At 71.4% G+C, this 22666-nt stretch carries 25 protein-coding genes; 9 read left to right on the forward strand and 16 right to left on the reverse strand.

All coding sequences use genetic code 11. The annotated features are described in order from the left end of the window. Nucleotides 1–8 precede the first annotated feature (8 nt). Genes modA through FH608_RS45485 form a run of 3 tightly spaced genes read left to right on the forward strand, consistent with a single transcriptional unit; the run spans nucleotide 9 to nucleotide 2682 of the window. Nucleotides 9–809, forward strand: coding sequence for a molybdate ABC transporter substrate-binding protein (modA, locus tag FH608_RS45475; protein ID WP_193318998.1), 801 nt, complete (start codon nucleotides 9–11; stop codon nucleotides 807–809). A gap of 5 nt (nucleotides 810–814) precedes the next feature. After that, nucleotides 815–1654, forward strand: coding sequence for a molybdate ABC transporter permease subunit (gene modB / locus FH608_RS45480; protein ID WP_139637403.1), 840 nt, complete (start codon nucleotides 815–817; stop codon nucleotides 1652–1654). Beyond that, a complete protein-coding gene (locus FH608_RS45485) occupies nucleotides 1651–2682 on the forward strand; it encodes an ABC transporter ATP-binding protein (RefSeq protein ID WP_139637404.1) in 1032 nt (343 codons plus the stop codon). The genes modB and FH608_RS45485 overlap by 4 nt, the downstream gene beginning before the upstream one ends. Here the strand turns inward: FH608_RS45485 and FH608_RS45490 are convergent. Both FH608_RS45490 and FH608_RS45495 read right to left on the reverse strand, forming a co-directional pair. Beyond that, nucleotides 2670–3281, reverse strand: coding sequence for a VC0807 family protein (locus FH608_RS45490; protein ID WP_317135620.1), 612 nt, complete (start codon nucleotides 3279–3281; stop codon nucleotides 2670–2672). The two genes, FH608_RS45485 and FH608_RS45490, sit on opposite strands and share 13 nt — an antisense overlap. A gap of 5 nt (nucleotides 3282–3286) precedes the next feature. Continuing rightward, nucleotides 3287–4483: an alpha/beta hydrolase family protein gene (locus FH608_RS45495; RefSeq protein WP_139637407.1), complete on the reverse strand. Its 1197-nt coding sequence runs from the start codon at nucleotides 4481–4483 to the stop codon at nucleotides 3287–3289. Nucleotides 4484–4568: 85 nt separating this feature from the next. Here FH608_RS45495 and FH608_RS45500 point away from each other — a divergent pair, with 85 nt between their 5' ends. Beyond that, entirely contained in the window at nucleotides 4569–5159 is a 591-nt protein-coding gene (locus FH608_RS45500; RefSeq protein ID WP_139637408.1) for a TetR/AcrR family transcriptional regulator, read from the forward strand. A gap of 67 nt (nucleotides 5160–5226) precedes the next feature. On the opposite strand, the gene FH608_RS45505 is transcribed toward FH608_RS45500, so the two are convergent. The 5 genes from FH608_RS45505 to FH608_RS45525 are packed head-to-tail and all read right to left on the reverse strand — an operon-like array spanning nucleotide 5227 to nucleotide 10092. Then, nucleotides 5227–6144, reverse strand: a complete 918-nt coding sequence (locus FH608_RS45505; protein ID WP_139637409.1) for a carbohydrate ABC transporter permease — start codon at nucleotides 6142–6144, stop codon at nucleotides 5227–5229. After that, entirely contained in the window at nucleotides 6144–7055 is a 912-nt protein-coding gene (locus tag FH608_RS45510; RefSeq protein WP_139637410.1) for a carbohydrate ABC transporter permease, read from the reverse strand. Before FH608_RS45510 ends, FH608_RS45505 begins: the two co-directional genes overlap by 1 nt. Continuing rightward, a complete protein-coding gene (gene ngcE, locus FH608_RS45515; protein WP_139637411.1) occupies nucleotides 7055–8467 on the reverse strand; it encodes an N-acetylglucosamine/diacetylchitobiose ABC transporter substrate-binding protein in 1413 nt (470 codons plus the stop codon). Before ngcE ends, FH608_RS45510 begins: the two co-directional genes overlap by 1 nt. A gap of 19 nt (nucleotides 8468–8486) precedes the next feature. Continuing rightward, entirely contained in the window at nucleotides 8487–9221 is a 735-nt protein-coding gene (locus FH608_RS45520; protein ID WP_139637412.1) for a sugar isomerase domain-containing protein, read from the reverse strand. Nucleotide 9222: 1 nt separating this feature from the next. Further along, a complete protein-coding gene (locus tag FH608_RS45525) occupies nucleotides 9223–10092 on the reverse strand; it encodes a MurR/RpiR family transcriptional regulator (RefSeq protein ID WP_139637413.1) in 870 nt (289 codons plus the stop codon). A 79-nt stretch (nucleotides 10093–10171) separates the two neighbouring features. Here FH608_RS45525 and FH608_RS45530 point away from each other — a divergent pair, with 79 nt between their 5' ends. Further along, nucleotides 10172–11134 (forward strand): N-acetylglucosamine kinase, encoded by a 963-nt coding sequence (locus FH608_RS45530; protein ID WP_193318999.1) that lies wholly within the window; start codon nucleotides 10172–10174, stop codon nucleotides 11132–11134. Nucleotides 11135–11144: 10 nt separating this feature from the next. Here the strand turns inward: FH608_RS45530 and FH608_RS53500 are convergent, their stop codons facing one another. From FH608_RS53500 to FH608_RS45555, 6 genes are all read right to left on the reverse strand, one after another. Continuing rightward, a complete protein-coding gene (locus tag FH608_RS53500; RefSeq protein WP_226900484.1) occupies nucleotides 11145–11963 on the reverse strand; it encodes a carbohydrate ABC transporter permease in 819 nt (272 codons plus the stop codon). After that, the gene (locus tag FH608_RS53505; RefSeq protein ID WP_226900485.1) at nucleotides 11960–12844 is read right to left on the reverse strand and encodes a carbohydrate ABC transporter permease; all 885 of its coding nucleotides are present in this window, start codon (nucleotides 12842–12844) and stop codon (nucleotides 11960–11962) included. The genes FH608_RS53500 and FH608_RS53505 overlap by 4 nt, the downstream gene beginning before the upstream one ends. Continuing rightward, entirely contained in the window at nucleotides 12845–14092 is a 1248-nt protein-coding gene (locus FH608_RS45540; protein ID WP_139637415.1) for an extracellular solute-binding protein, read from the reverse strand. A 72-nt stretch (nucleotides 14093–14164) separates the two neighbouring features. Then, complete coding sequence (locus FH608_RS45545; RefSeq protein WP_139637416.1) at nucleotides 14165–15520, reverse strand: cellulose binding domain-containing protein; 1356 nt, start codon at nucleotides 15518–15520, stop codon at nucleotides 14165–14167. 55 nt (nucleotides 15521–15575) lie between these two features. Further along, nucleotides 15576–16322 carry a sugar isomerase domain-containing protein gene (locus FH608_RS45550; RefSeq protein ID WP_139637417.1) on the reverse strand — a complete coding sequence of 249 codons (747 nt, stop codon included), beginning with the start codon at nucleotides 16320–16322 and terminating at the stop codon, nucleotides 15576–15578. Next, a complete protein-coding gene (locus tag FH608_RS45555) occupies nucleotides 16319–17191 on the reverse strand; it encodes a MurR/RpiR family transcriptional regulator (RefSeq protein WP_226900486.1) in 873 nt (290 codons plus the stop codon). Before FH608_RS45555 ends, FH608_RS45550 begins: the two co-directional genes overlap by 4 nt. 60 nt (nucleotides 17192–17251) lie before the next feature. On the opposite strand from FH608_RS45555, the gene FH608_RS45560 reads away from it, so the two are divergent. Continuing rightward, on the forward strand, nucleotides 17252–18220 hold the full coding sequence (locus tag FH608_RS45560; RefSeq protein WP_193319000.1) for an N-acetylglucosamine kinase: 969 nt from the start codon (nucleotides 17252–17254) through the stop codon (nucleotides 18218–18220). On the opposite strand, the gene FH608_RS45565 is transcribed toward FH608_RS45560, so the two are convergent. Next, a complete protein-coding gene (locus FH608_RS45565; RefSeq protein WP_139637420.1) occupies nucleotides 18217–18474 on the reverse strand; it encodes a hypothetical protein in 258 nt (85 codons plus the stop codon). The genes FH608_RS45560 and FH608_RS45565 overlap by 4 nt on opposite strands. Before the next feature lie 445 nt (nucleotides 18475–18919). On the opposite strand from FH608_RS45565, the gene FH608_RS45575 reads away from it, so the two are divergent. Together FH608_RS45575 and FH608_RS45580 are read left to right on the forward strand one after the other, a co-directional pair. Continuing rightward, nucleotides 18920–19768 carry a LysR family transcriptional regulator gene (locus tag FH608_RS45575; RefSeq protein ID WP_139637421.1) on the forward strand — a complete coding sequence of 283 codons (849 nt, stop codon included), beginning with the start codon at nucleotides 18920–18922 and terminating at the stop codon, nucleotides 19766–19768. Between the two features lie 15 nt (nucleotides 19769–19783). After that, complete coding sequence (locus FH608_RS45580) at nucleotides 19784–20404, forward strand: MerR family transcriptional regulator (protein ID WP_139637422.1); 621 nt, start codon at nucleotides 19784–19786, stop codon at nucleotides 20402–20404. Nucleotides 20405–20502: 98 nt separating this feature from the next. Here the strand turns inward: FH608_RS45580 and FH608_RS45585 are convergent, their stop codons facing one another. Continuing rightward, entirely contained in the window at nucleotides 20503–21390 is an 888-nt protein-coding gene (locus tag FH608_RS45585; RefSeq protein ID WP_139637423.1) for a hypothetical protein, read from the reverse strand. A gap of 128 nt (nucleotides 21391–21518) precedes the next feature. Between FH608_RS45585 and FH608_RS45590 the strand changes: the two genes are divergently transcribed. Beyond that, complete coding sequence (locus FH608_RS45590) at nucleotides 21519–21932, forward strand: TIGR03668 family PPOX class F420-dependent oxidoreductase (RefSeq protein WP_139637424.1); 414 nt, start codon at nucleotides 21519–21521, stop codon at nucleotides 21930–21932. A 40-nt stretch (nucleotides 21933–21972) separates the two neighbouring features. Here the strand turns inward: FH608_RS45590 and FH608_RS45595 are convergent, their stop codons facing one another. Beyond that, entirely contained in the window at nucleotides 21973–22647 is a 675-nt protein-coding gene (locus FH608_RS45595) for a ThuA domain-containing protein (RefSeq protein WP_139637425.1), read from the reverse strand. Nucleotides 22648–22666: the final 19 nt, after the last annotated feature.

Raw genomic sequence — 22666 nt, forward strand, 5'->3', positions numbered from 1 at the left:
GCCCCTCGTTGGTGTTCAGCCGTCTCTCCCGGTGGACCCTGGCCCTTCCCGTCGCGCTCGCGCTGGCTCTGTCGGGGTGCGGCTCCGGCGCGCCCGCCGCCTCCACGTCGGCGGGCTCCGCGGCCGCCGGCGAGGGGGCGAAGGAGGTGACGGTGTTCGCGGCGGCCTCGCTGACCGGCACGTTCACCGAGCTCGGCAAGGCCTTCGAGGCCGCCCATCCAGGCACCGCGGTGAAGCTGAACTTCGGCTCCAGCGCCACGCTGGCCCAGCAGATCGTGCAGGGCGCGCCGGCCGACGTGTTCGCCTCGGCCAGCCCGGCCACCATGAAGACCGTGGCCGACGCGTCCCTGGCGAGCTCGCCGACCACGTTCGTCCGCAACAAGCTGCGGATCGCCGTGCCCGCCGACAACCCGGCCGGGGTTGACGAGCTGAAGGACCTCGCCGATCCCGCGGTCAAGGTGGCGCTCTGCGCCGAGCAGGTGCCGTGCGGGGCCGCCGCGCGCAAGGCGCTGGACGCGGCCCGGCTGAAGGTCACCCCCGTCACCCTGGAGCAGGACGTCAAAGCCACGCTGACGAAGGTCGAGCTGGGCGAGGTGGACGCGGCGCTGGTCTACGCGACGGACGTGATCGCCGCGGCGGGCAAGGTGAAGGGCGTCGCCTTCCCCGAGGCCGACCAGGCGATCAACGACTACCCGATCGCGACGCTGGCCGAGGCGCCCGCCGGCCCGCTGGCCCAGCGGTTCGTCGACCTGGTGCTGTCGCAGCAGGGCAGAGACGTGCTGGCCAAGGCCGGCTTCGAGGCCCCCTGATCCGCATGGCCGCCTCCGACCGTGTCGAACCGGTGAGCCCTCGCCTGGCGCGATCCGACCGGGCCTCCGGCCGCCTGCCCTGGATGCTGGTGCTGCCCGCGCTTGCCGGGCTGGCGTTCCTGGTGCTGCCGCTGGCCGGGCTGCTGATCCGCGCGCCCTGGCCGACGCTGGTGCGGCGGCTGGCCGAGCCGCAGGTGCTGGAGGCGTTGCGGTTGTCGCTGGTGTGCGCCACCGTCGCCACCGCGGTGTGCCTGCTGCTCGGCGTGCCGCTGGCCTGGCTGCTGGCCCGGGTGGACTTCCCGGCCCGCCGGGTGGTGCGGGCGCTGGTCACCGTGCCGCTGGTGCTGCCGCCCGTGGTCGGGGGCGTGGCGCTGCTGCTGGTGCTCGGCCGGCGAGGGCTGGTCGGGCAGTGGCTGGAGGCGAGTTTCGGGGTCTCGCTGCCGTTCACCACGGCCGGCGTCATCGTGGCCGAGGCGTTCGTGGCGATGCCGTTCCTCGTCGTCAGCGTCGAAGGCGCGCTGCGCGCCGCCGACCAGCGCTTCGAGGAGGCCGCCGCCACGCTGGGAGCCTCCCGCTGGACGGCGTTCCGCCGTGTCACCCTGCCGCTGATCATGCCCGGGGTGGTGGCGGGCGCGGTGCTGTGCTGGGCGCGGGCGCTCGGCGAGTTCGGTGCCACCATCACCTTCGCCGGCAACTTCCCCGGCACCACGCGGACGATGCCGCTGGCGGTCTACCTGGCCTTGGAGACCGAGCCCGAGGCGGCGATCGTGCTGAGCCTGGTGCTGCTGGCCGTCTCGGTCGTCATCCTGGCCAGCCTGCGGGATCGGTGGGTGAGCGCGGCATGACACTGGAGGCTCGGGTGGTCGTCTCCCGGCCCGCCTTCCGGCTGGATCTCGCGCTGCGGGCCGGGCCGGGCGAGGTGGTCGCGCTGCTCGGCCCCAACGGCGCGGGCAAGACCACCGCGCTGCGCGCCCTGGCCGGGCTGACCGCCATGACCGGCGGGCAGATCACCCTGGACGGGCAGCCCCTGCACGCCCTGCCGCCCGAGGAGCGCCCGGTCGGCATGGTCTTCCAGGACTACCTGCTCTTCCCGCACCTGTCCGCCCTCGACAACGTCGCGTTCGGGCCGCGCTGCCAGGGCGTGCCCAAGGCCGAGGCCCGCCGTGCCGCCGCCGCCCTCCTGCACCGCGTCGGGCTCGCCGACCACGCCGCCGCCAGGCCCCGGCAGCTCTCCGGAGGCCAGGCGCAGCGGGTCGCGCTGGCCCGCGCACTCGCCGTACGGCCGCGGCTGCTGCTGCTGGACGAGCCGCTGGCCGCGCTGGACGCCCACACCCGGCTGGAGATCCGCTCGCACCTGCGCCGCCACCTGGAGGACTTCGACGGCGCCACCGTCCTCGTCACCCATGACCCGCTCGACGCGATGGTGCTGGCCGACCGGCTCATCGTCATCGAGAACGGCGGCATCGTGCAGGAGGGCTCGCCGAGCGAGGTGGCGCGGCGGCCGCGCACCGACTACGTCGCCCGTCTGGTCGGGCTCAACCTCTATCGGGCGGTGGCCGAGGGGGCGCGGGTCAAGGTGGGCGAGCTGCTGTTCAGCACGTCCGACCGCCTGGAAGGAGCGGCGTTCGTCGCGTTCCCGCCGGCGGCCGTGGCGCTCTACCGGTCCCGGCCGGACGGCAGCCCCCGCAACCTGTGGCAGGCCCGCATCGAGGGCATCGAACGCCACGGCGACAACGTGCGCGTCCACCTCGACGGCCCCATCACCGCGTTCGCCGACATCACGCCCGCCGCCCTGGCCGACCTCGATCTGACGCCGGGCCAGCAGATCTGGGCCTCGGTCAAGGCCACCGAGACGCACGCCTACCCCGCGTGAGCCGTCGTGGCCGCGGCCAGCTCGCCGCGCCTGCCGTACCACCCGCTCCACAGGGCCAGCAGACCGAGCGTGCCCAGCAGCAGCCCCGTGGACAGGCCCGTCATCACGTCGACGGGCAGCAGGTACACCAGCGGAACGCGCACCGCGGACTCCGCCAGCAGCGCGCCGGCCCACACGAGGGTCATGACCAGATAGACGCGGCGGAAGGCTGGCCGGTCGGCGTACAGGACGTCCCAGCGGGCGGCGGTCGCCTCGTCCTCGGCACCGAGGCGCTTGGCGATGCCGAAGGCGGCCGGCCTGCCGGCCACGCAGGTGCCGACGAGGACCGCGGCCAGGACCGCGGTGGTGACCGACTTGACGGCCATCAGGAACCGCTCGTCGCCGGTCACGAACGACAGGGCCATGCCGAGGGCGAAGACCAGGCCGGTGCAGGCGGCGAAGCCGTCCAGACGCCGGTCCTTGATCGCCACCCAGGCCACGCGGGCGGCACCGGTCCCGGTCGCCACCAGCAGCGCGGCGTATTCGCCCACGCCCGCCCAGCGCAGTACGTAGTAGGCGGCGACGACGGGGAGCACGTCGAGCGCCACGACGGGCAGCATCTTCTTCACCGGAGGGCTCCTTCCAGCCAGTCGGCGATGCGGGCGAGGGCGAGCTTCTGCGCGCCTGACTGGCAGTGCGCGTCGGCGCCTTCGGCCGCGCTGAACTCGATCAGGGTCTTCTCGCAGGTCAGGTGCTCGTACAGGGCTTCGGGCTGGCCCTGGAAGCTGAAGTCGTCCGGCGCGGCGCACACCAGCGTGGGGCAGGCGATGCGCTCGGCGACGCCGTCGCGCAGGTGGTAGTCGAGCATCTTCAGGGCGTATCCGGCCCGCGTGGAGCCGGTCACCCAGGTGCCGTGGGTGAAGGCCCAGCGGGCCACCGGATGCTGTGCCATCAGGCCGCGGATGAACTCGTCGGCCTCGGGTTGCTCCAGGGCCGCGCGGGCCGCCGCACGGTCGCCGCCGACGTGCGCGGCGATCACCGCGCCCATGTCGTACACGCCGTCGAAGGCGATCAGCGCCTTCACGCGCGGCTCGAACGCCGCCGCGCGGGGCGCGAGCAGCCCGCCCATGCTGGCGCCGAGCAGCGCCACCCGCTCCGGGTCGACGTCGTACGGCGCGCCCGATGACGACGACAGCAGCCAGTCCAGCACGGGGCCGACGACGTGCTCCCAGTCGGGCCGGAGAAGCAGGCCCGCGCGCATCGCGGCGGGCTGGCCGGGGCCGTCGAAGGTCAGGACGTTGTAGCCGCGCTCGTGCAGGGCGGCGGCGGCGAAGAAGTGCATCTCCTCGGCGCTGCCGTCGAAGCCGTTGTGCATGACCACGGTCGCTCCGCGGGTGCCGCGGTAGAAGTAGCCGCTGAGCGTGGCCGGCCCGTACGGGATCAGGACCGGCTCGATGTGCTCGACGAGCTCGGCGTAGGCGCGGAAGCAGGCGACCTGGCGGGTGTAGGCGGCGTCGACGCGCGGGTCGTCGGGGGCGCCGTGCAGGAAGAACTCGGCGGAGCGGTAGTAGTTCGACGCGCGCAGGAAGCCGTCCCTGGCGCTGACCGCGTGGCCGCCGGCCAGTGCCGCCCGCGCCTCGGCCGCGACCCGGTCGGCCGTGGCCAGCCACTCGTCGTGCCAGCTGTCGTAGTCGCCCTCGGCGATGCGCTGCGCGGTCATGACGACCTCGCCGAAGTCGGCGCCGCCGTAGGCGATGTGGCCGAACGAGCGCAGCGTCTCGTACCAGAAGGTCGGGTCCTTCTCGAAGATCAACGGTTGCATCCGTACCCCTTAATGCGAATTTCTTCGCTTAAAGATAGGCACGGCTGAGTGCTTAACGCAAGGCGCTTCGCGTTAATATGGCTCCATGCCACCCGCACGACGCCCAGGAGGCCGCACGGCCCGAGTCCGCGCGCAGGTCCACGAAGCGGTGCTCGACCTGCTGAAAGAAGAGGCCTGGGACAACCTGAGCATCCCGCTGGTCGCCGAACGGTCCGGGGTGCACCAGGCGACCATCTACCGGCGCTGGGGGTCGCTGAGCGCGCTGGTGGACGACATCGTCACCGGCCGGCTCACGGCCGGCTCGCCGGTGCCCGACACCGGCACTCTCCGCGGCGATCTGGAGGCCTACGCGGTCAAGGTGGCCGAGGACGTGGCCTCACCCATGGGCATGCTCTACGTACGGGCGGCGATGGTCGGCTCGAAGGGGCCCGAGGGCGAGACGTATCTGCTGCAGCGGGCCGTGCAGCTCAACGCCATGCTCGAACGCGCCGCGGCACGGGGCGAACGGCCGCCGGACCTGCTGGAACTGATGGAGGTGGTGATCGCGCCGCTGTACTACCACCTGATCTTCTTCAACCGGCCGGTCGGGGCCGAGCACGCGCGCATGCTCGTGGACCGGCTGCTGCGCCTGGCCCCTTCGCCGCCGGCGTCCGGCCCGGCCGCGCCGGAGTCCTGATGCCCGGCGGGCCCACCCGGTGATCAGGCAACGGGTGGGCGGCGGCGCCGTGACACGGCGTGGCGGCCTACTTCAGGGCTCCGGAGGTCAGGCCGCTCTGGATCTGGCGCTGGAAGATCGTGTAGACCACGAGCATCGGCAGGATGGCCAGGGTGAGGGCGGCGAAGAGGGCCGACCAGTCCTGGTCGTAGCCGGCGGCCGTGGAGATGTCGGCGATGCCCTGCGTGAGCACCCACTTGTCCCGCTCCTGCAGCAGCACCAGCGGCAGCTGGTACTGGTTCCACTGGCCCAGGATGTTGAAGATCGTGATACTGATGATGCCCGGCTTGGCCATCGGGAGCATGATCTGGAAGAACACCCTGGTGTGGGAGGCTCCGTCCACCATGGCGGCCTCGCCGACGGCGGTGGGCAGCGTGCGGAAGAAGGCCGACAGGAAGAAGACCGTGAACGGCATCGAGTACGCGATGTAGACCAGCACCAGGCCCGCGTACGTGTTCAGGCCGATGAACGGCCCGATCAGCGGCACGCTGCCCATGTTCTGGACGACGAAGAAGAGCGGGGTCAGGGCTAGGTAGACGGGGAAGGCCAGGCCGGAGACGAACAGGAAGTAGATGGCCCGGTTGCCCCGGAAGGGGTAGCGGGCCAGCACGTACGCCGCCATCGACCCGATCAGCATCGTCCCGAACGTACTGAACGACACGACGATGATGCTGTTGAGCATGTACTGCCCGATGTGCGCCTGATCCCAGGCCCGGGCGAAGTTGTCCCACTGCAGGGTGGCGGGCAGGGACCAGGCGTCGCCGAAGATCTCGTCCTCGCTCTTGACCGAGGCCAGGAACGTCCACAGGATCGGCACCATCACCAGCAGCGTCCAGACCAGCAGCGCCACGTGCGTCAGCACGCCGAGCGGGCCGAGCCGGCGCCTGCGCTCCTCGCGGGCGAGCTTGCGGGAGGTGGCCGCGGTCCTCGAGAGCATCGTTGTCATCAGTACTCGATTCGTTCGCGCCGGGACAGCCGCAGCGAGAGGATCGCGAAGCCGACGGTGAAGAAGAACATCACCACGCCCAGCGCGGAGGCGTAGCCGAAGCGGAAGTACTGGAACGCGTTGCGGTAGATCTCGGCGGCCATGACCGTGGTCGACCAGTCGGGCCCGCCGTGCTGGTCGGTCATCACCCACACGATCGCGAACACGTCCAGCGCCAGGATCCCCAGATAGACCCATGCCACCTGTACGGTGTCCCAGAGCAGCGGCAGCGTGATGCGGAAGAACAGGCTGAGCCGGCCGGCACCGTCGATCTGCGCGGCCTCGAACATGTCCCGGGGGATGGAGGCCAGGCCGGCGGAGAAGAGCACGACGTAGAAGCCGACGGCCTGCCAGACCATGACGCCCAGCACCGACCAGAACGCCACGTTGGGGTTGGACAGGAAGCCGATGGGCTCGGCCCCGAGCGCCATCAGCGGCCCGTTCAGCATGCCGCTGCCGTCGGGGCGGAACACCTGCTGGAACAGCACCGCCACCACGGCCACGGCGAGGACCTGCGGGAAGAAGAAGACCACCCGGTAGAACTGCGACCCGCGGATCCCCGTCACGCCCCGCGCCCCGCCCACGTTGAGGAGGAAGGCGAAGAACAGGGCGATGACGATGGTGAAGAGCGGCAGCAGGACGAGCAGCGCCGCGTTGTGCGTGACCGCCTTCCAGAAGACCCGGTCGCCGAAGAGCCGTACGAAGTTCTCCAGGCCGATGAAGCCCGGCGTGGCGGTGACCCCACGCCAGTCGGTCATCGCGATGTAGAACGCCTGGATGTACGGCGAGATCACGTAGACCAGATAGAGAATCACCGGGGCTGCCAGGAACGAGGTGATGAACAGCCCGCGGCGATACCTGTTGAAGAGCATCAGCGCTTGTACTTCTTGATCGAGGAGTCGTTCTTGATCTCGTCGGCCTTCTTCTGAATGCGCTCGAGATAGGCCTCAGGCTTGACCCCGCCGGCCATCAGCTCGCCCGTGGCGGCCTTGACCTCGTCGTCGAGCGGGAGGTACCACGTGCGCCAGCGGTAGTAGACGAGGTTGGTGCCCGCGTCGGTCAGGGCCTTGGTCGCGCTCGCGGCGCCCGGCGACAGCTCACGGCCCTCGCCCGCGCCCTTGACCACCGAGACCGTCTTGACCAGCTCGCTGAAGTCGCCGGCCGCCTTCTTCGACAACATGGCGCGCAGGTACTCCATGCCGCCCTGCGGGTTGGCGCTCTTGGACGGGACGATGAAGTTCTCGCTCGGCTGGCTGTGCAGGGTGCCGTAGGGCATCTTGTCGGAGCCGGTGAAGTCGGGGATGGGGAACATGCCGTACTCGAAGTCGGCGGGAGTGGTGGTCTTCTGCTCGTTCTCCAGCCAGGAGCCGCAGGGCAACATGGCGACCTTGAGCTTGTTCTGGGCCGTCTGGGTCTGCACGTGGTCGAGGCCGGCCGTGCCCTCCATGAGGTATTTGGCACCGATCTCGGCCCAGGCCGTGGCCGCGGTCTTCATGGCGTCGGTGGTCCAGGCGCCGTCCTCGAGGTTGTCGATGTTGACCAGCACCTCGTTGCCGCCGATCTTGGCCGCCATGGTCAGCAGCGGTTCGTACAGGTACTGCGGATGCTTTCCCGCATAGGTGAAGGCCGCCATCTTGCCGGACTTCTTGATCGTCTCGCAGAGCGCGAGGAACTCGTCCCAGGTCTTGGGCACCTCCCAGCCGTTGTCCTTGAACACCTTCTGCGAGTACCAGATGCCGTGGATGTAGTTGACGTAGCCGACCACGCTGAAGGCGCCGTCGTACGTGCCGAGCTCGATCACGGCCTGGTCGATGGTGTCCCGGACCTTGGTGTTCGGGTCGTCCCAGCTCGGCGCGTCGAGCAGCGCGGTCAGGTCCTGGAGCTGGCCGTCCTGGGCCAGCGCGCCGAAGTCCATGGCGTTGGCGCCGGAGTTGTCGATCACGTCCGGCGGGTTGCCGCCGGCGAAGCGCGGCTGGAGGACCTTGGTGATCTCCTTGGTCGCGTTGTGCTTGATCTCGACGTTGGGGTGCTTGGACTTGAACAGCGGCTGGTGGATGTTCTTGGCGTAGTCCTGGCCGAAGCCGCCGTCGAAGATCCACACCTCCAGCGGCTTGTTCTCCGCCATGCCGAACGGGTTGGCCGCGCTAGTCGCGACCGGTGCCGCCGAGGCCGAAGCCGTGGGCTTGGCGGCCGGAGTGGCGCACGCGGCCAGCGCGCCCGCCACGGGCACCAGTGCGGCGCCACGGAGGAATCCACGCCTGTTGATATGGGGGGTGTCAGACATGATGGCTACTCCTGATCTTTCATGATCCGCGTCGGATGCGCCCTGCGTAGCGGCTCTCCAGCGCCTTGTTGTGCTCATCGCCGCCGGTCACGTTGGCCGACAGGTAGATGGGAGGCGTCTCGCCCTGGGCGACGAGTGCGTCCACCGCCTCGGTGACCACCATCTGCGCGAGCAGCGCCGAGGTGATCGTGGACACCGCGCCGTACGTGCCGCCGCCGGGCAGGTCGAGGATGGCGTCGCCGTACGGGGCGCCGTTGTCCAGCACGACGTCGGCCAGGTCGAGCAGCTTGCGGCCCGACGGGTGGCGCGAGGTCATCTGGCTGCTGTGCTTGACCGAGGTCAGCGCGATCAGCGGGTGGCCGCGCTCCTTGACGAGCGTGGCGAGCTCGACGACCGTGCCGTTCACGCCGGAGCTGGAGATGAGCACGAACACGTCCTGCGGCTCCACCGGCGCCAGGGCGTAGATCTCGTGCGCGATGGCCGGGTCGCGCTCCAGCTCGGGGGTCAGCACACCGGCCGGGCGCCCGCCGTACAGGACGAGGTCTCTGGGGGTGAGACGGTTGCTGGGGACGAGGCCGCCGGCCCGTCCGGCGATCTCCATGGCGATGGCCTCGGAATGCCCCGAGCCGAACGCGTTGACCACGCCGCCGGCCCGGATCGAGGCCACGAGCAGCGCCGCGGCCTCCTTCACCGGCTCGGCCTGGCTCTCCGCGACCTGGTGTGCCAGGTCGAGCACCTTGGATGCGTACGTCACTTCAGCCTCTCTCCACCCGATGGCTCTCCACCGCGCTGATCGTGCGCTCGAACGCCTCGTTCGTGCGTTCGTACGTCTGCTGGGCCACCGCCACGTACACGGCGTCCAGCACGAACAGCTGCGAATGCACGGCGGCCAGCCCGCCGAGCCGGAACGTGGTCTCCCTGCTGGCCGTGGTCAGCACCAGCTCGGCCAGCTCCGCCAGGGGGGAGCGCGCGAAGGACGTGACCGCGACCGTCAGCGCGCCGTGGCCGCCCGCCTCGGCCAGCGCCTCCATGACCTCGCGGGTGCGGCCCCTGTGGCTGATGCCGATCGCCACGTCGCCATCCTTGAGCAGCGCCGCGTCCGACAGCGCCACGTGCGCGTCGCAGGCGCTCCAGCACGGGATGCCGATGCGGCGCAGCCGGCCTTCGAGCATGGTCGCGACGTTACCGCTGGTGGAGACGCCGACGAGGAGGACACGCGACGCGGCCACGATCGCGTCGGCGACCCGCCCGACGACGTCGAGGTCGAGTTGCGCGGCGGTGTCCTGGATGAGCCGGGTGTCGGCGGCGGCCATCACCTCGATGGCCGCGTCGAGCGGGTCGTCGGGGCCGATCTCGTGGCCGACGCCCGCGCCCCAGCCCGCCTGCGCGGCCCGGCCGGTCTCGGTGGCCAGGGCGACGCGCAGCTCGGCGTAGCCCGAGAAGCCGAACGCGCGGCAGAACCTGGTCACGGTCGCGGGCGAGCTGCCGGCCCGCTCGGCCAGCGCGATGATGGTCGAGCGCGCGGCCTCCGCCGGGTCACCGAGAATCACCTCGCCGACCCTGCGCAACGCCTCCGGCAAGCCGGGAAGCTCTGTTTCGACGCGCCCGAGCGCTCCTGAAGTCACGAATATTCCTTCCGAATACTCGGTCTTCTGGCGAAAATTATTCTTGCTTCCGGGTCACGTCAACCCCCAAACTCGGACCGTGACTGAATCGCTAGTGGTCGGCGTCGACGCCGGGGCCACGTCCACGCGGGTCGCCGTGCACGCCCTCGACGGCGCCAGGGTCGGATACGCGCGGGCCGGCGCGGGCAATCCCACAGCTCACGGACTCGGCAAGGCGGTGTCGGCGATCGCCGCCGCGCTCGGGGAGGCTCTCGGGACGCTCGACGGGGCACGGGTCGTCGGCTCGCTGGCCGGGGTGGCGGGCAAGGTCGAGGAGATGGTGCCCGCGCTGGCCGAGGTCTGGGCCGGCCACGGCATCGCCGAGGGGCCTCGTTACATGGGCGACGTCGCGATCGCCTACGCCGCGGGCTCCGCCGAGCCCGACGGGTCGATGCTGCTGTCGGGCACGGGCGCCGTGGCGGCCAGGATCGTGGGCTTCGAGCTCGACAGGATCGCCGACGGTCTCGGGTGGCTGCTGGGCGACGAGGGGTCGGGGTTCTGGATCGGGCGCCAGGGCGTCAAGGCGGTGGTCGCCGCCCTCGACCGAGGCGTGCCGGTCCCGCCCGCCGGTGGTGGCGTGCTGGCGGAGCTCGTGGTGGGGCACTTCCTCGGCGACGAGCGGCCCGCGGCGCCGCGTGCCGCCGCCGATCGCATCGTACGGCTGGCGCAGGCCGACCACATGCGCCTGGCCGCCGTGTCCGCGCTCGTCAGCCGGGCCGCCACGGCGGGTGACCCGGCAGCGATCGAGGTCACGAAGGAGGCCGCCGGGCATCTGGTCGCCACGTTGCGTCGGGTGCACGAATCCGGCCCCGTGGTGCTCGCGGGCAGCGTGCTGACCAGCGAGGGCCCGGTACGCGCCGCGGTGGAGGAGTTGCTGGCGGGCGTGAGCGTCACCACGGCGGGCGACGCGGCTGGGGCCGCGGCCTGGCTGGCGGCCCGCGACCTGCTGCCGGAGGCGGAGGCCAGGGCGCTCCACCCGGCGTTCACCGCCGCCGACGCCTGACGGAACGCGCTCAGCCCTTGACCGCCCCCGCCGTCATGCCGGTGCCGACGCGGCGCTGCAGGAAGAGGAAGAGCAGCAGCGCCGGCAGGGCGAAGAGGCTGGCGGCGGCCATCGTGGCGCCCCAGTCGGTGCCGAAGACGTCGCGGAACGACGACAGCCACACGGGCAGCGTGCGCTTGTCCTGGTCCTTGATGATCAGCACGTTCACGAACGCGAACTCGTTCCACGCCGTGATGAAGCCGAACAGCGAGGTCGCCATCAGCCCGGGCGCCAGCAGCGGGAACACCACCCGGCGGAAGGCCGCCAGCCGGCCGCACCCGTCCACCTGCGCCGCCTCCTCCAGCTCCGGCGGGATCGCGGCCAGGAACCCGCGCAGCGTCACGATCGTGAACGGCAGCGTGATCATGAAGTAGACGCCGGTCAGCATGGCCAGCGAGTCCAGCAGCTCGGTGTCCCTGGCGATGATGAACACCGGCACCAGGAGCGCCTCCCAGGGCGCCATCTGCGCCGCGAACACCGCGATGACGAACGCCCCTCTCCCCCGCCAGCGCATCCGCGCCACCGCGAAGGCCGCCAGCAGCGCCGTCACGAGGGCGATCAGCACGGCGGCCACGGTGACGACGAGGCTGTTGCGCCAGTAGGTCCAGAACCCCGGCGCGTTCACCGCCGTCACGAAGTGCTCCAGCGTCGGGTGCGCCGGCCAGAACGCCGGCGTGGCCGACTGGATGTCCCCGGTCGGCTTGAACGCCGTCAGGAACATCCAGTAGACCGGGAAGATCGTGGTCACCAGTACGACGACCGCGGCCGCGTTGAGCGTCAGCCTCTTCACTGGCGCACCATCCTTCGCAGGTTGCTGACCAGGGCGACGGCGAGGATGACGACCGTGAGCATGGCGACCGCCGAGCCCAGGTCGTACCGGTGCAGCACCCGGGCGATCTTGAACGCGTAGACCGGCAGCGTGGTCGTCGCGCCGTCGGGGCCGCCCTGGCTGAGCACCCAGATCTGCGGGAAGCACTTGGCCACCCAGATCACCTCCAGCGAGGCGACCAGGGCGAACAGCTGCCTGAGCATCGGCACGGTGATCTTCCAGAACACCTGCCAGCCGTTGCCGCCGTCGATCCTGGCGGACTCGTACAGCTCCGCCGGGATCGTGGTGAGCCCGGCGTAGAGGGTGAGCGCGGCGAACGGCACCGACTGCCACACGACGAGGATCACGAGCACGGCGAACGTGGCCGTGCCGTTCGCGAACCAGGTGTAGCCGCGGAAGGAGTCGAACCCGAGCGTCACCAGCAGCCAGTTGACCACCCCGAGCTCCGACTGGAACAGCCACTGGAAGACCGTCGTGGCCGCGATGATCGGCATGGCCCAGGCCAGCGCCAGGGCGCTCATCAGGGCCAGGCGCAGGCCGCGGCCCAGGCGGACCAGCATCAGAGCCACACCGGTGGACAGGACCACGATCAGCACCACGTTGATCGCGGTCCATCCGGCCGTACGCCAGAGCACCTGCCAGAACTCCGTGCCGGACAGCAGCTCGGCGTAGTTGTCCAGCCCGGCGAAGGCCGCGCCGCCCCTGATCAGCTCGCCCATGCGGAAGTGCTGGAACGAGATCACCGTCGCCTTGAGCAGCGGGTACAGCAGGAGGAAGGCCCCGCCCGCCACCGTGGGCGCGATGAGCAGGTAGGGCCAGATCGAGCCGCTCCTGGTGCGCATTCAGGATCCGCTGTTCAGGGTCGTGGTGATGGTCTCCGAGACCTTCTTCGCCTCCGTCGCGGGGTCGGCGCCGGTGAGCACGGCGGTCATGTACTGCTTGATCACGGAGGTGGCCTCGACGGCGGCCCAGTTGGGCGTGTTGGGTGTGGCGCGTCCCACCGCGGCGCCCTCGGCCATGGCGGCGGTGCCCTCGTCGCCGGACAGCACGCCGGACAGCGAGGTGCGGTTGGGCACGAAGCTCATCGCCTTGGCGAGGTCGGTCTGGAACTGCTCCCCCGCCAGGGCCTTGACCAGCTCGTACGCCTCGTCCTGGTGCTTGGAGGCGACCGGGATGATCAGGTCGGAGCCGCCGGTGAAGACGGTGCCCGGCTTGTCGGCCGTCTTGCCCGGGATGGGGAAGAAGCCCATCTTGTCCTTGAGCTTCGCGTCGACCTCCAGGACGCGGGCGGCGACGCCGGGGACGGCGATGATCTGCGCGACCTTGCCGTGCGCGAAGACCTCGTGCTGCGGCGGGTTGGCCTCGTCGGCGTCCTTGGGACCCTTGCCGAGGGCCTGGAGGCGCTTGTAGAAGTCCATGCCGGCCAGGGCCTGCGGGGTGTCGAGGGCGCCCTTCCACTTGCCGTTCTCCTGGACGGCGAGGTCGCCGCCCTCGTCCCAGATGAAGCCGGCCAGGGCGTACCAGGTCTGGCCGGTCAAATAGATGCCCTGGTTTCCGCCTTTATTGAGCTTTGCAGTGATATTTAGCCATTCATCCCTGGTTTTCGGGGGCTCCTTGATGCCCGCCGCGGCGAACAGGTCCTTGTTGTAGACCACCACGCGGTTGGCGGCGTACCAGGGGACGCCGTACTGCTTGCCGTCGATGTTGCCCGGCTGGGCGAGGCCGGGCAGCCAGTCCTCGCCCTTGAGGTCGGCGACCTTGGCCGTCAGGTCCGTCACGCCGCCGCTGGCGGCGTACTGCGCGACCTGGGTGTTGCCCACCTCGATCACGTCGGGGGCGTCGGTGCTGGCCAGGGCCGCGGTGACGCGCTCGCCGATGCCGTCCCACGCCTGGATCTGGATGTCGAGGTCCACACCCTGGTGGGCGCCCTCGTACGTGGTCTCGAACGTCTTGAGCAGATCCTCGGTGACGCTGCCGTCCATGATCCAGACGGTCAGCTTGGCGGGGCCCGCCGGTGCCTGGGGCTCCTCGGCGGCGCCGCACGCGGCCACCGCGAACACGGCCGCCAGCGCCAGGATGCGGTTCTTCATGGCGATCCTCTTTGGGGGTGCCCGCGCCCGCCCGGGGCGGGCGCGGGGCTGGTGTCAGGGATTGGGCTGGTGTCAGGGGTTGGGAACGGTGTCCTTGAAGGCGGTGCCGGCCGCGCGCAGGGCGGCGACCCGGCTGCCGACGTCGGCGGGCGAGACGACCTCGTTGCCGCTGTAGTAGAGCCAGTCCACCTGCTGCCGGTACGTACGGGTCCCGGTCGCGCCCTGCAGATCGATGAACCACTGGTTGAACATGATCCACATGGGCGTCTCGGGATAGTAGATGTCACCGTGGTCGGCGAACAGCCGGCCGTCCACGTAGTACTTCATCCGCCCGCCGGAGACCTGGATCACCAGGTCGTGCCAGCCGGCGAAGCTCGCGCGCTCCAGGGTGTGGGTGTTGACGGCCTGCCAGGGGTCGCCCTGGTAGGTCTCCCAGCTGGTGGTGTAGAGGATGTTGGACGGCTCGCCCCAGCCGCCGTTCGGGAGGTACTCGAAGTCGAGCTCGCCGTAGTCGGGGTCCAGGTTGTAGCGCAGCGGGGTGATGGTGAAGAAGGTCTGCACCACGTGCTCCCCGTCGGGGCCGCTGGTCGGCGCGTCACTGAAGCGCACGCGGGCGGCGTACGTGCCCTCGAAGAACTTGCGGTTCGCGGTCGACAGCTCGGTCTGCACGGTGCCACCGGCGGTGCCGTTCGTCGAGGAGTCGAGCGTCAGCAGGCCGCCGGGGAACGAGACCGCCGAGGGCGACCAGGTGGCGCCGGGCACGCCGGGGCCTCCCGAGCTGGAGCGGACCGTCCAGCCGCGCTGGGCGAGGCGCGGGTCGTTCGAGCCCGTGTAGGTGAAGTCGTCGAACAGCTCGCCGCTCTGGCCGGGCGGGTCGGTGGGCGGGTCGGTGGGGTCGGGGTCGCTGCCGCCGTTCGGCTCGCCCCAGGCGAGCGCGCCGTTGACGTATACGGCGATCTTGTCCCAGTTGGAGTAGCTCGTCTGGGAGCCGTAGGAGTAGTCGTCGCTCTGCGTGAACGTCTGCCAGTCGGAGCGGTAGAAGCGCAGCTGCATGTCGCTGGTGTTCGCGCCGGGGGCCAGGCTGCCGGAGGTGAAGCCGACCTCGAGGTACTGGTCGGCGCCCGCCTGGCGGACGAACTGGCCGGTCACCGTCGAGCAGCTCACCACCGCCCAGGAGCAGGCGAAGCGGTACGTCTCCGCACCGGTCAGGTAATAGCGGATCTTGACCTGGTTGAGCGGGATCGTGGTGGTGCCGTCGTTGAAGAGCCGGAGCCAGGGCTCCGCCTGGGCGGTGGTGGCGCCGGGCGCGCTGGTCCGGTACTGGAGGCGGACGGCCTGGTCGGCGTTGGCGGGTGCGGCCAGGGCGGTCGTGATCAGGACGGCGGGGATGGCTAAGGAGAGGAGGACTTTTCCGAATTTTCGTGACATGGGCGGGGTTCTCCTTGGGTGTGCGGTCCCCCGAGATGTCGTACGTGCCGGCGGGTCAGGCGCCCCGGCGGATGCGGCCCTCGTACAGCGCTTCGAGCTTGAGGTTGTGCGCGTCGCCCTCCGGGACGTTGGCCGAGAGGTAGACCGGCGGCACCTCGCCCGCTTCGAGCAGGTTGCGTACGGTCTCAGCCACGACGAGCTGGGCGAGGAGCGCCGAGGTGATGGTGGAGACGGCTCCGGTGGCGCCTCCGTCGGGCAGGGGAAGGACGGCGTCGCCGTAGGGTGCGCGGTTGTCCAGGACGACGTCGGCGAGGTCGGCGAGCTTGCGGCCCGAGGGGTGGCGGGACGCGACCGCTTCGCTGTGGGCGCGCGAGGTGATGGCGATCAGGTCGTGACCGCGCTCCTTGACGAGCGTGGCCAGCTCGACGACCACGCCGTTGACGCCCGAGTTGGAGATCACCACGAACAGGTCGGCCGGGTGGACCGGGGCCAGGTCGAGGATGGTGCGGGCGATCGCCGGGTCGCGTTCGAGGTCGTAGCGGTCCAGCTCGGCGCGCGGGGCGTCGCCGTACAGGACGATGTCCCTGAGCGCGAGCTTGCTGGTGGGCACGAGGCCGCCGGCGCGCCCGGCGATCTCCATCGCGACGGCCTCGGAGTGACCGGAGCCGAACGCCTGGATGACGCCGCCCGCGTTCAGCGCCCTGGTGAACAGGCCGGCCGCCCGGGAGATCTCCGGATCGCCCGGGATGACCCGGACGAGGTCGGCGATGTGCTGGGCGTACGCCGCGGGATCTACGGTCATGGGTTCTCCCCCTCGGGTAGGCGGTGTCCTGCGACCGCCCTGACGGTCACGTCGAACGCCTGTTTCGTGCGCTCGTACGTGTGCTGAGCCACCGACACGTACACGACGTCGAGCACGAGCAGCTGTGAATGGATCGCGGCGAACCCCTCCGACCTGAAGCTCGTCGCCCGGCTGGCCGTGGTCAGCACCAGCTCGGCCACCTCGGCCAGCGGCGAGCGCGGCTGCGAGGTGACGGCCACGGTGATCGCGCCGTGGCTGCCCGCCTCCGCCAGCACCTCGATGACCTCGCGCGTGCGGCCGCTGTGGGAGATGCCGATCGCCACGTCGCCCTGGCCGAGCAGCGCGGCGTCCGTCAGCGCGCTGTGCGCGTCGGACCTGCTCCAGGTCGGCACGCGCATGCGCTGCAGGCGGTATTCCATCTCGCTGGCCACGGCCGCGCTGCTCGACACCCCGAACAGCAGCACCCGCCCGGCCCTGGCCACGGCCTGCGCGACCTTCTCCACCACCGCGAGATCCAGCTGGTCGGCGGTCTCCTGGATCAGGCGGATGTCGTTGCCGGACACGACGCCGAGCACCTTGTCGAGATTGTCGTCGGGCAGGATCTCCTGGCCGATGTCGGTCTGCCAGGTCTGCTGCGCCTTGCGGCCGGTCTCGGTGGCGACGCTCACGCGCAGCTCGGCGTACCCGGTGAAGCCGAGTGCCCGGCAGAAGCGCGTGATGGTCGCCGTGGACGTCCCGCTCCGCTCGGCCAGGTCGACGATGGTCAGCCGGGCGGTCTCGGCGGGGGCGGCCAGGATCGCCTCGGCCACCTTGCGCAGCGCCTCCGGCATGTCGTGCTGCTCCGCCTCGATGCGGTTGAGTAGCTCCACGCGGTGAAAATTATGCTCATATCTTGGCGGGGTCAAGGTGGTTGGGCAATAATTTTTGACATGCTGGTTCTGGGCATCGACGCCGGCGGCACCTCCTCGCGGGCCGCGCTGTACACGGTGGACGGGGAGCCGGTGGGGCGCGGACGGGCCGCCGGGGGCAACCCGGTCACGCTCGGACCGGAGCAGGCTGCCGCGCACCTGACCGCCGCCGTCCTGGAGGCCGTTCCCCATCCCTTGAACTCGCAGGTCGAGGCGGTGGTGGTGGGGTTGGCGGGAAACGCCGGGGCGGGCAGGTCACTGGCCGAGCGCGTACTCCGGCCGCTCCTGCCGGAAGCAACGCCGATCCGGGTCGTCGGCGACGTCGTGACCGCCTTCGCCGCCGGGACGCCGTCCCCCTCGGGCGCTGTGCTCATCTCCGGGACGGGGGCCATCGCGGCAAAAATTATCGACCATGTCGCTGTCGCCACCGCCGACGGGTACGGGTGGCTGCTCGGGGACGAGGGCTCCGCCTTCTGGCTCGGCCGCGCCGCCACCAGCGCCACCGTCCGCGCCCTCGCCGCCCACCGGCCCCGCCCCGCTCCCGCCACCCCGACGGCGGGCGGCGTCACGGCGGGTGACGGGTTGCTGGCGGAGCTGGTCCTGCGGCGGCTGTTGCCAGGAGGCGCGGGCGCGGATCCGTCGGCTCAGGTCGCGGCTGCGGTGTACGCGCGGCCGCCGCTCGCGCTCGCCGAGCTGGCACCCCTCGTCAGCCAGGCCGCCGAGTCAGGCGACCCGACCGCGCAGGCCCTCGTCGCCGAGGCCGCGTCCCGGCTGGCGAGAACCGCCGCCCAGGTGTCCGACCCCGGCCTTCCGATCGTGCTCGCGGGCGGCGTGCTCACGGCGGAAGGCCCCGTACGGGAAGCCGTACAGGGCCTGCTGGAGGGTGCCGTCACGGCGGGGGACCCGGCGGGGGCGGCGGCCTGGCTGGCGGCGCGCCCCTCACTGGGGCCGCGGGAGTCCGAGGCGCGCCACCCCCGGTTCACGCGCTAGCCGTCGGCGGGGCCGGTGGGATTCCTGGGCAGGCGTTCCTCGGTCACCAGCAGGCGCAGCACGCCCGCCTGCTCCGGCTCCGCCCTCCAGACGATCCAGTCGTTGCCGACCTCGGCCTGCTGCCGCGCCGGGTCGACGCGGTAGCCGACGTTGCCAGGAGCAGGGGTGATGACCTGGAAGACCGCCTGGAGGCCGCGACGGCGCCCGCGCCCCCGCGCCGGACGCCTGCCCGGCGAGGTTCTCGTCGCGGGCACGGGCCAGGTTCTGCAGGTCGTTCACAGCGACTCCATGACGACGTGGTGGACGGGGATGCCGGCGCCGGCGAGCGCCTTGGAGAAGCGCCTGCGGGCGCGGTAGAGCCGGATGCCGTACGGCGTTGCGCGAGCAGCCGAGAACCCGGGCGATCCGGCCGTGGTCCAGTCCCTCCCAGGCGACGAGCGCGATCAGCTCCTGGTCGGCGTCGGAGAGCGCGCGGAACTCCCGGGCGATCGCGCCCGGCTCGACGCTTCTGTGCCGGTGCCTGGCCTGGCCGCGGCGGTCGCAGCGGCGCACGGCGTAGCCGAGTATGCGTTCGTACGTCTCGGTATTTCAGGCGATTTTCACCCGGTAATAACTGCGTATCTTCACGGGAGCCAGACGCTCTTGTAATACGGAGGTGCGATCAATCGATAGCCCATCATCATCACGCTGAGGTGAGGGATGGATCTACGCTACGTCCGCTACGCGATGGCGATCGCCAGGGCCGGGAGTCTCCGCAAGGCCGCCGCCGCGTTGCACATCGCGCAGCCGACGCTGTCCGAGCAGCTCAGGGCGCTGGAGAAGGAGATCGGCGTCGAGTTGTTCAGCCGCTCGTCCAGCGGCGTCCGGCTGACCGATGCGGGCGAGGCGTTCCTGGCTCGCGCGACGGTGGCGGTCGACGCCTTCGACCGGGCGGTGGCCGCCGCCCGGTGCACGGAGAAGACCGCGCGCCTGGGCGTGGCCGACGGGCTGGCGGACGTGGTGGCCCGGCTGCTCTCCCAGCTCCAGAACGCGAACCTGCGGGTGGCGCCCATGGGGACGGCCGAGCAGATCGTCTCCATCGTGGACGGCACGCTCCAGGCCGGGCTCGGGTACGCGCCGGGCTCGCTGCCGAGGGGCGTGGCCCGCATGCTGGTCCACCGCTTCCCGGTGCGAGCGCTGGTGCACCGCGACCATCCCCTGGCGGCGCACGGGGCGGTGTCGCTGGCGGACCTGGCGGGCGAGCCGCTGGTCATGCCGGAGTCGGACGCGGTGGCCGGGGCCCGCCGCTTCCTGGAGGGCTTCGTACGGCACCGCCTGCACCCCCGCCTCGGCCCGGCCGCCGCCACGCACGACCTGGTCATCGCCATGGTGGAGGAGGGCGCCGGGTACGCGCTGTGCGTCCACGAGGGCACCACCGTGCCGGACACGCTCACCTTCATCCCGATCAAGGAGGAGGTGCCGTCGCTGGACGTGGTCTTCCTCTGGAACCGCCAGACCGACGTGCACGAGCTCCTCAGCGCGGCCCGCCATCTCGCCCGATCTGGATAGCGGTATTATCCATCGATGCGCATCTCCGAACTCAGCGCCCGGTCGGGCGTGGCCATCCCGACCATCAAGTACTACCTGCGCGAGGGCCTGCTGCCCCAGGGCCGGCAGACGGCCGCGACCAGGGCCGAGTACGACGAGTCCCACCTGCGCAGGCTCCGCCTGATCCGGTCCCTGCTGGAGGTCGGCAGGCTCCCCGTGGCCTCGATCAAGAAGGTCGTCGAGGCGGTCGAGGACGAGTCGCTCCCTGTCCACCAGATGCTGGGCACCGCCCACTACGCCCTGAGCCCCGCCGTCGAGCCGGAGTCCGGCGAGGACTGGCGGCTCGCCCGCGACCAGGTGGACCGCCTCATCGCCGACCTGGGCTGGAACGTCACCCCGCAGGCCCCCACCCGGGACGAGCTGGCCCAGACGCTCGTCAGGATGCGGCAGCTCGGCCTGTCCATCGACCTGGCGCCGTACGCGGAGGTCGCGCAGAAGCTGGTGTCCGAGATCGACATGGACAAGATCCCGTTCCACGGCCCGCGCGACGCCGCCGTGGAGGCCCTGGTGCTCGGCACGGTCCTGTACGGCAGGGCGTTCGACGCGCTGCGCCGCATGGCCCAGGAGTCGGAGTCGGCCCGCCGCCTGTCGGAGTAGATCGTCGCCGGATCAGGCCGCCGACGCGCAGGGTTCACCGGATCATGCCGCCGACGCGCAGGTTTCTGCAGATCACGCCGTCGGCACGCAGGGCTTGGCTAGATCATGCCGTTGGCGCGCAGCACCTCGACGGCGCGCAGGGTGGCGGCGCCGCGCCATTCGAGTGCCCCGGCGGGCGAGATGCGCGCGTAGTCCACGCTCCAGCCGCCGTCGTCGTGCTGCTCCCCCGCCAGCCGGACGAGGTCGGCCGCGATCACGTCGGGCTCGAACAGGTCGCGGACCGGCCGGCCCGGGTGCGGGGCGAAGTCGAGCGGGCGCAGCGCCTCGCCCTCGGCGCCGCCCTCGACGGGCACCCGCCCGTCCGCCGGGATGTGCTCGCCGAGCCGCTTGAGCAGGCCGGCCGCCCTGGGCTCCCGGTCGTACACGGCGTCGAGGAAGCGCACGGCGAACGCCAGCTCGTACGCGTGCGGCGCCGCGTCGAGCGCCTGGATCGTGTCCAGGCAGTAGCGGGTGGCCCGCGCCGGCCACGGGTGCGCGGCCACGGCCGGGTCGTGGGCGGCCACGCGGTGGGCGGAGGCCGCGGAGATCGCGGTGATCTGCAGGGACGAGGTGCCCGCGTCGCCGCCCGCCCACCAGGGGGCGGTGGCGTCGGCGAGCGTGAGCGGCAACGAGAACGGCAGCCCGCCGTCGGGCAGCGTGACCGAGCCGAGCCAGTCGCAGAGCACCACGGCCTGCGGAGCGGTCTCGGGGGCGATGTCCTCGAACACCTCGAAGGCGTGCAGCGCCGCCCCCGGCTGGCTCTCGGGCGAGCGCAGGTCCGGCTCCAGGCCCCAGCCGTAGCCGCCGTCGGGGTTGCGGTAGGCCTCCAGCGCGGCCAGCACGGACGCCGCGTCACCGTTCCCCATGAGGTGGTCGTAGCGGCGGCGGTCGAGGACACGCGCGTGCCCGGCGAGGAAGCCGGCGATCGCGGTGAGGTTCACGTTCATGGGAGTCATCCTGCCCACGGCGGCGACATGCGGTCTTGTAGCTTCCGGACACGTTGCCCGGCCGACGGACCCGGGCCGCTCCCCAGCCGGGTCCCGGGCCGACAGAATGGGGCCGACAGAATGGAGGCGTGGACGGCGAGCAGGCCCGCGCGAGGTTCCGCGGGGAGCGGGTGGCACGGCTCGCCACGGCGAGCCGCGACGGCACGCCGCACCTGGTGCCCGTCACGTTCGCCGTCGCCGGCGACCGGGTGGTCATCGCGATCGACCACAAGCCGAAGACCACCACCGCCCTGCGGCGGCTGCGCAACATCCGGGAGAACCCGCACGTCAGCCTGCTGGCCGACCACTACGAGGACGACTGGGCGCAGCTGTGGTGGGTGCGCGCCGACGGCCTGGCCAGGGTCGTGGAGGAGGGCCCCGAGCGCGAGCCGGCGATCGACGCGCTGGCCGCCAAATACGGCCAGTACCGCGAGCACCGGCCGGCCGGCCCGGTGATCGTCGTGGACGTCACCCGCTGGAGCGGATGGTCGTTCACTCCGTGACGGTGACGGCCAACCCCTGCGGGCTTGACGGAGGCGGGGTTCACTCCGTGATGGTGACGGGCCGCTTGAGCAGCCACAGCGCGGCCCGCTGGAGCAGCGCCCTGTGCACCTCGTTCTCGTACGACCTGGTGTCGTGCCCCAGCGCGTCGTAGAACACCCGGCCCCGGCGCACCGGCCGCGCCCAGATCAGCGGCTGGCCGTTGGAGGAGGCCAGCGGCCGGACGTCGGGCAGCACGTCGAGGTCGCTGTAGACCTCGTCGACCACGTCGAAGTCCCGCAGGCCGTCGACCACCGGGTGGCCGCCGTGCACGCGCACGCCCGTCCAGCCCAGCGGCGGGTGGTGGGACTTGGGCCAGCTCCAGCAGCCGCCCAGGACGCGCGGCCAGCCCTGCCAGTCGTCGAAGCAGATCGACGCCGCGTGCATGCACAGCAGCCCGCCACCCCGCTCCAGGTGGTCGAGCAGCGTCGTGCGGGCCTCCGCGGGCAGCGTGAAGCGCCACTCGCCCCGCAGGTCGGCGAAGCGGTCCTCGGCCATCTGCCAGCGCAGCGCGTTGACGGTGATGAGCTGGACCTCGGACGGCTCGCTCAGCGCGCCCGCGATGTCCTCGGTGATCTCCGACTCCAGCCCCACCTCGGCGAGCACCTCGGCGAGCGCGGCCGACGTGGCGGCGAAGTCGTGGAACAGCCCTCCCGACAGGATCAGATTTCTCGCCATTTCCCAAGCTCATCACGCC

Origin of the sequence: Nonomuraea phyllanthi (assembly GCF_006334985.2) — a bacterium.
Taxonomy (GTDB): Bacteria; Actinomycetota; Actinomycetes; order Streptosporangiales; family Streptosporangiaceae; genus Nonomuraea; species Nonomuraea phyllanthi.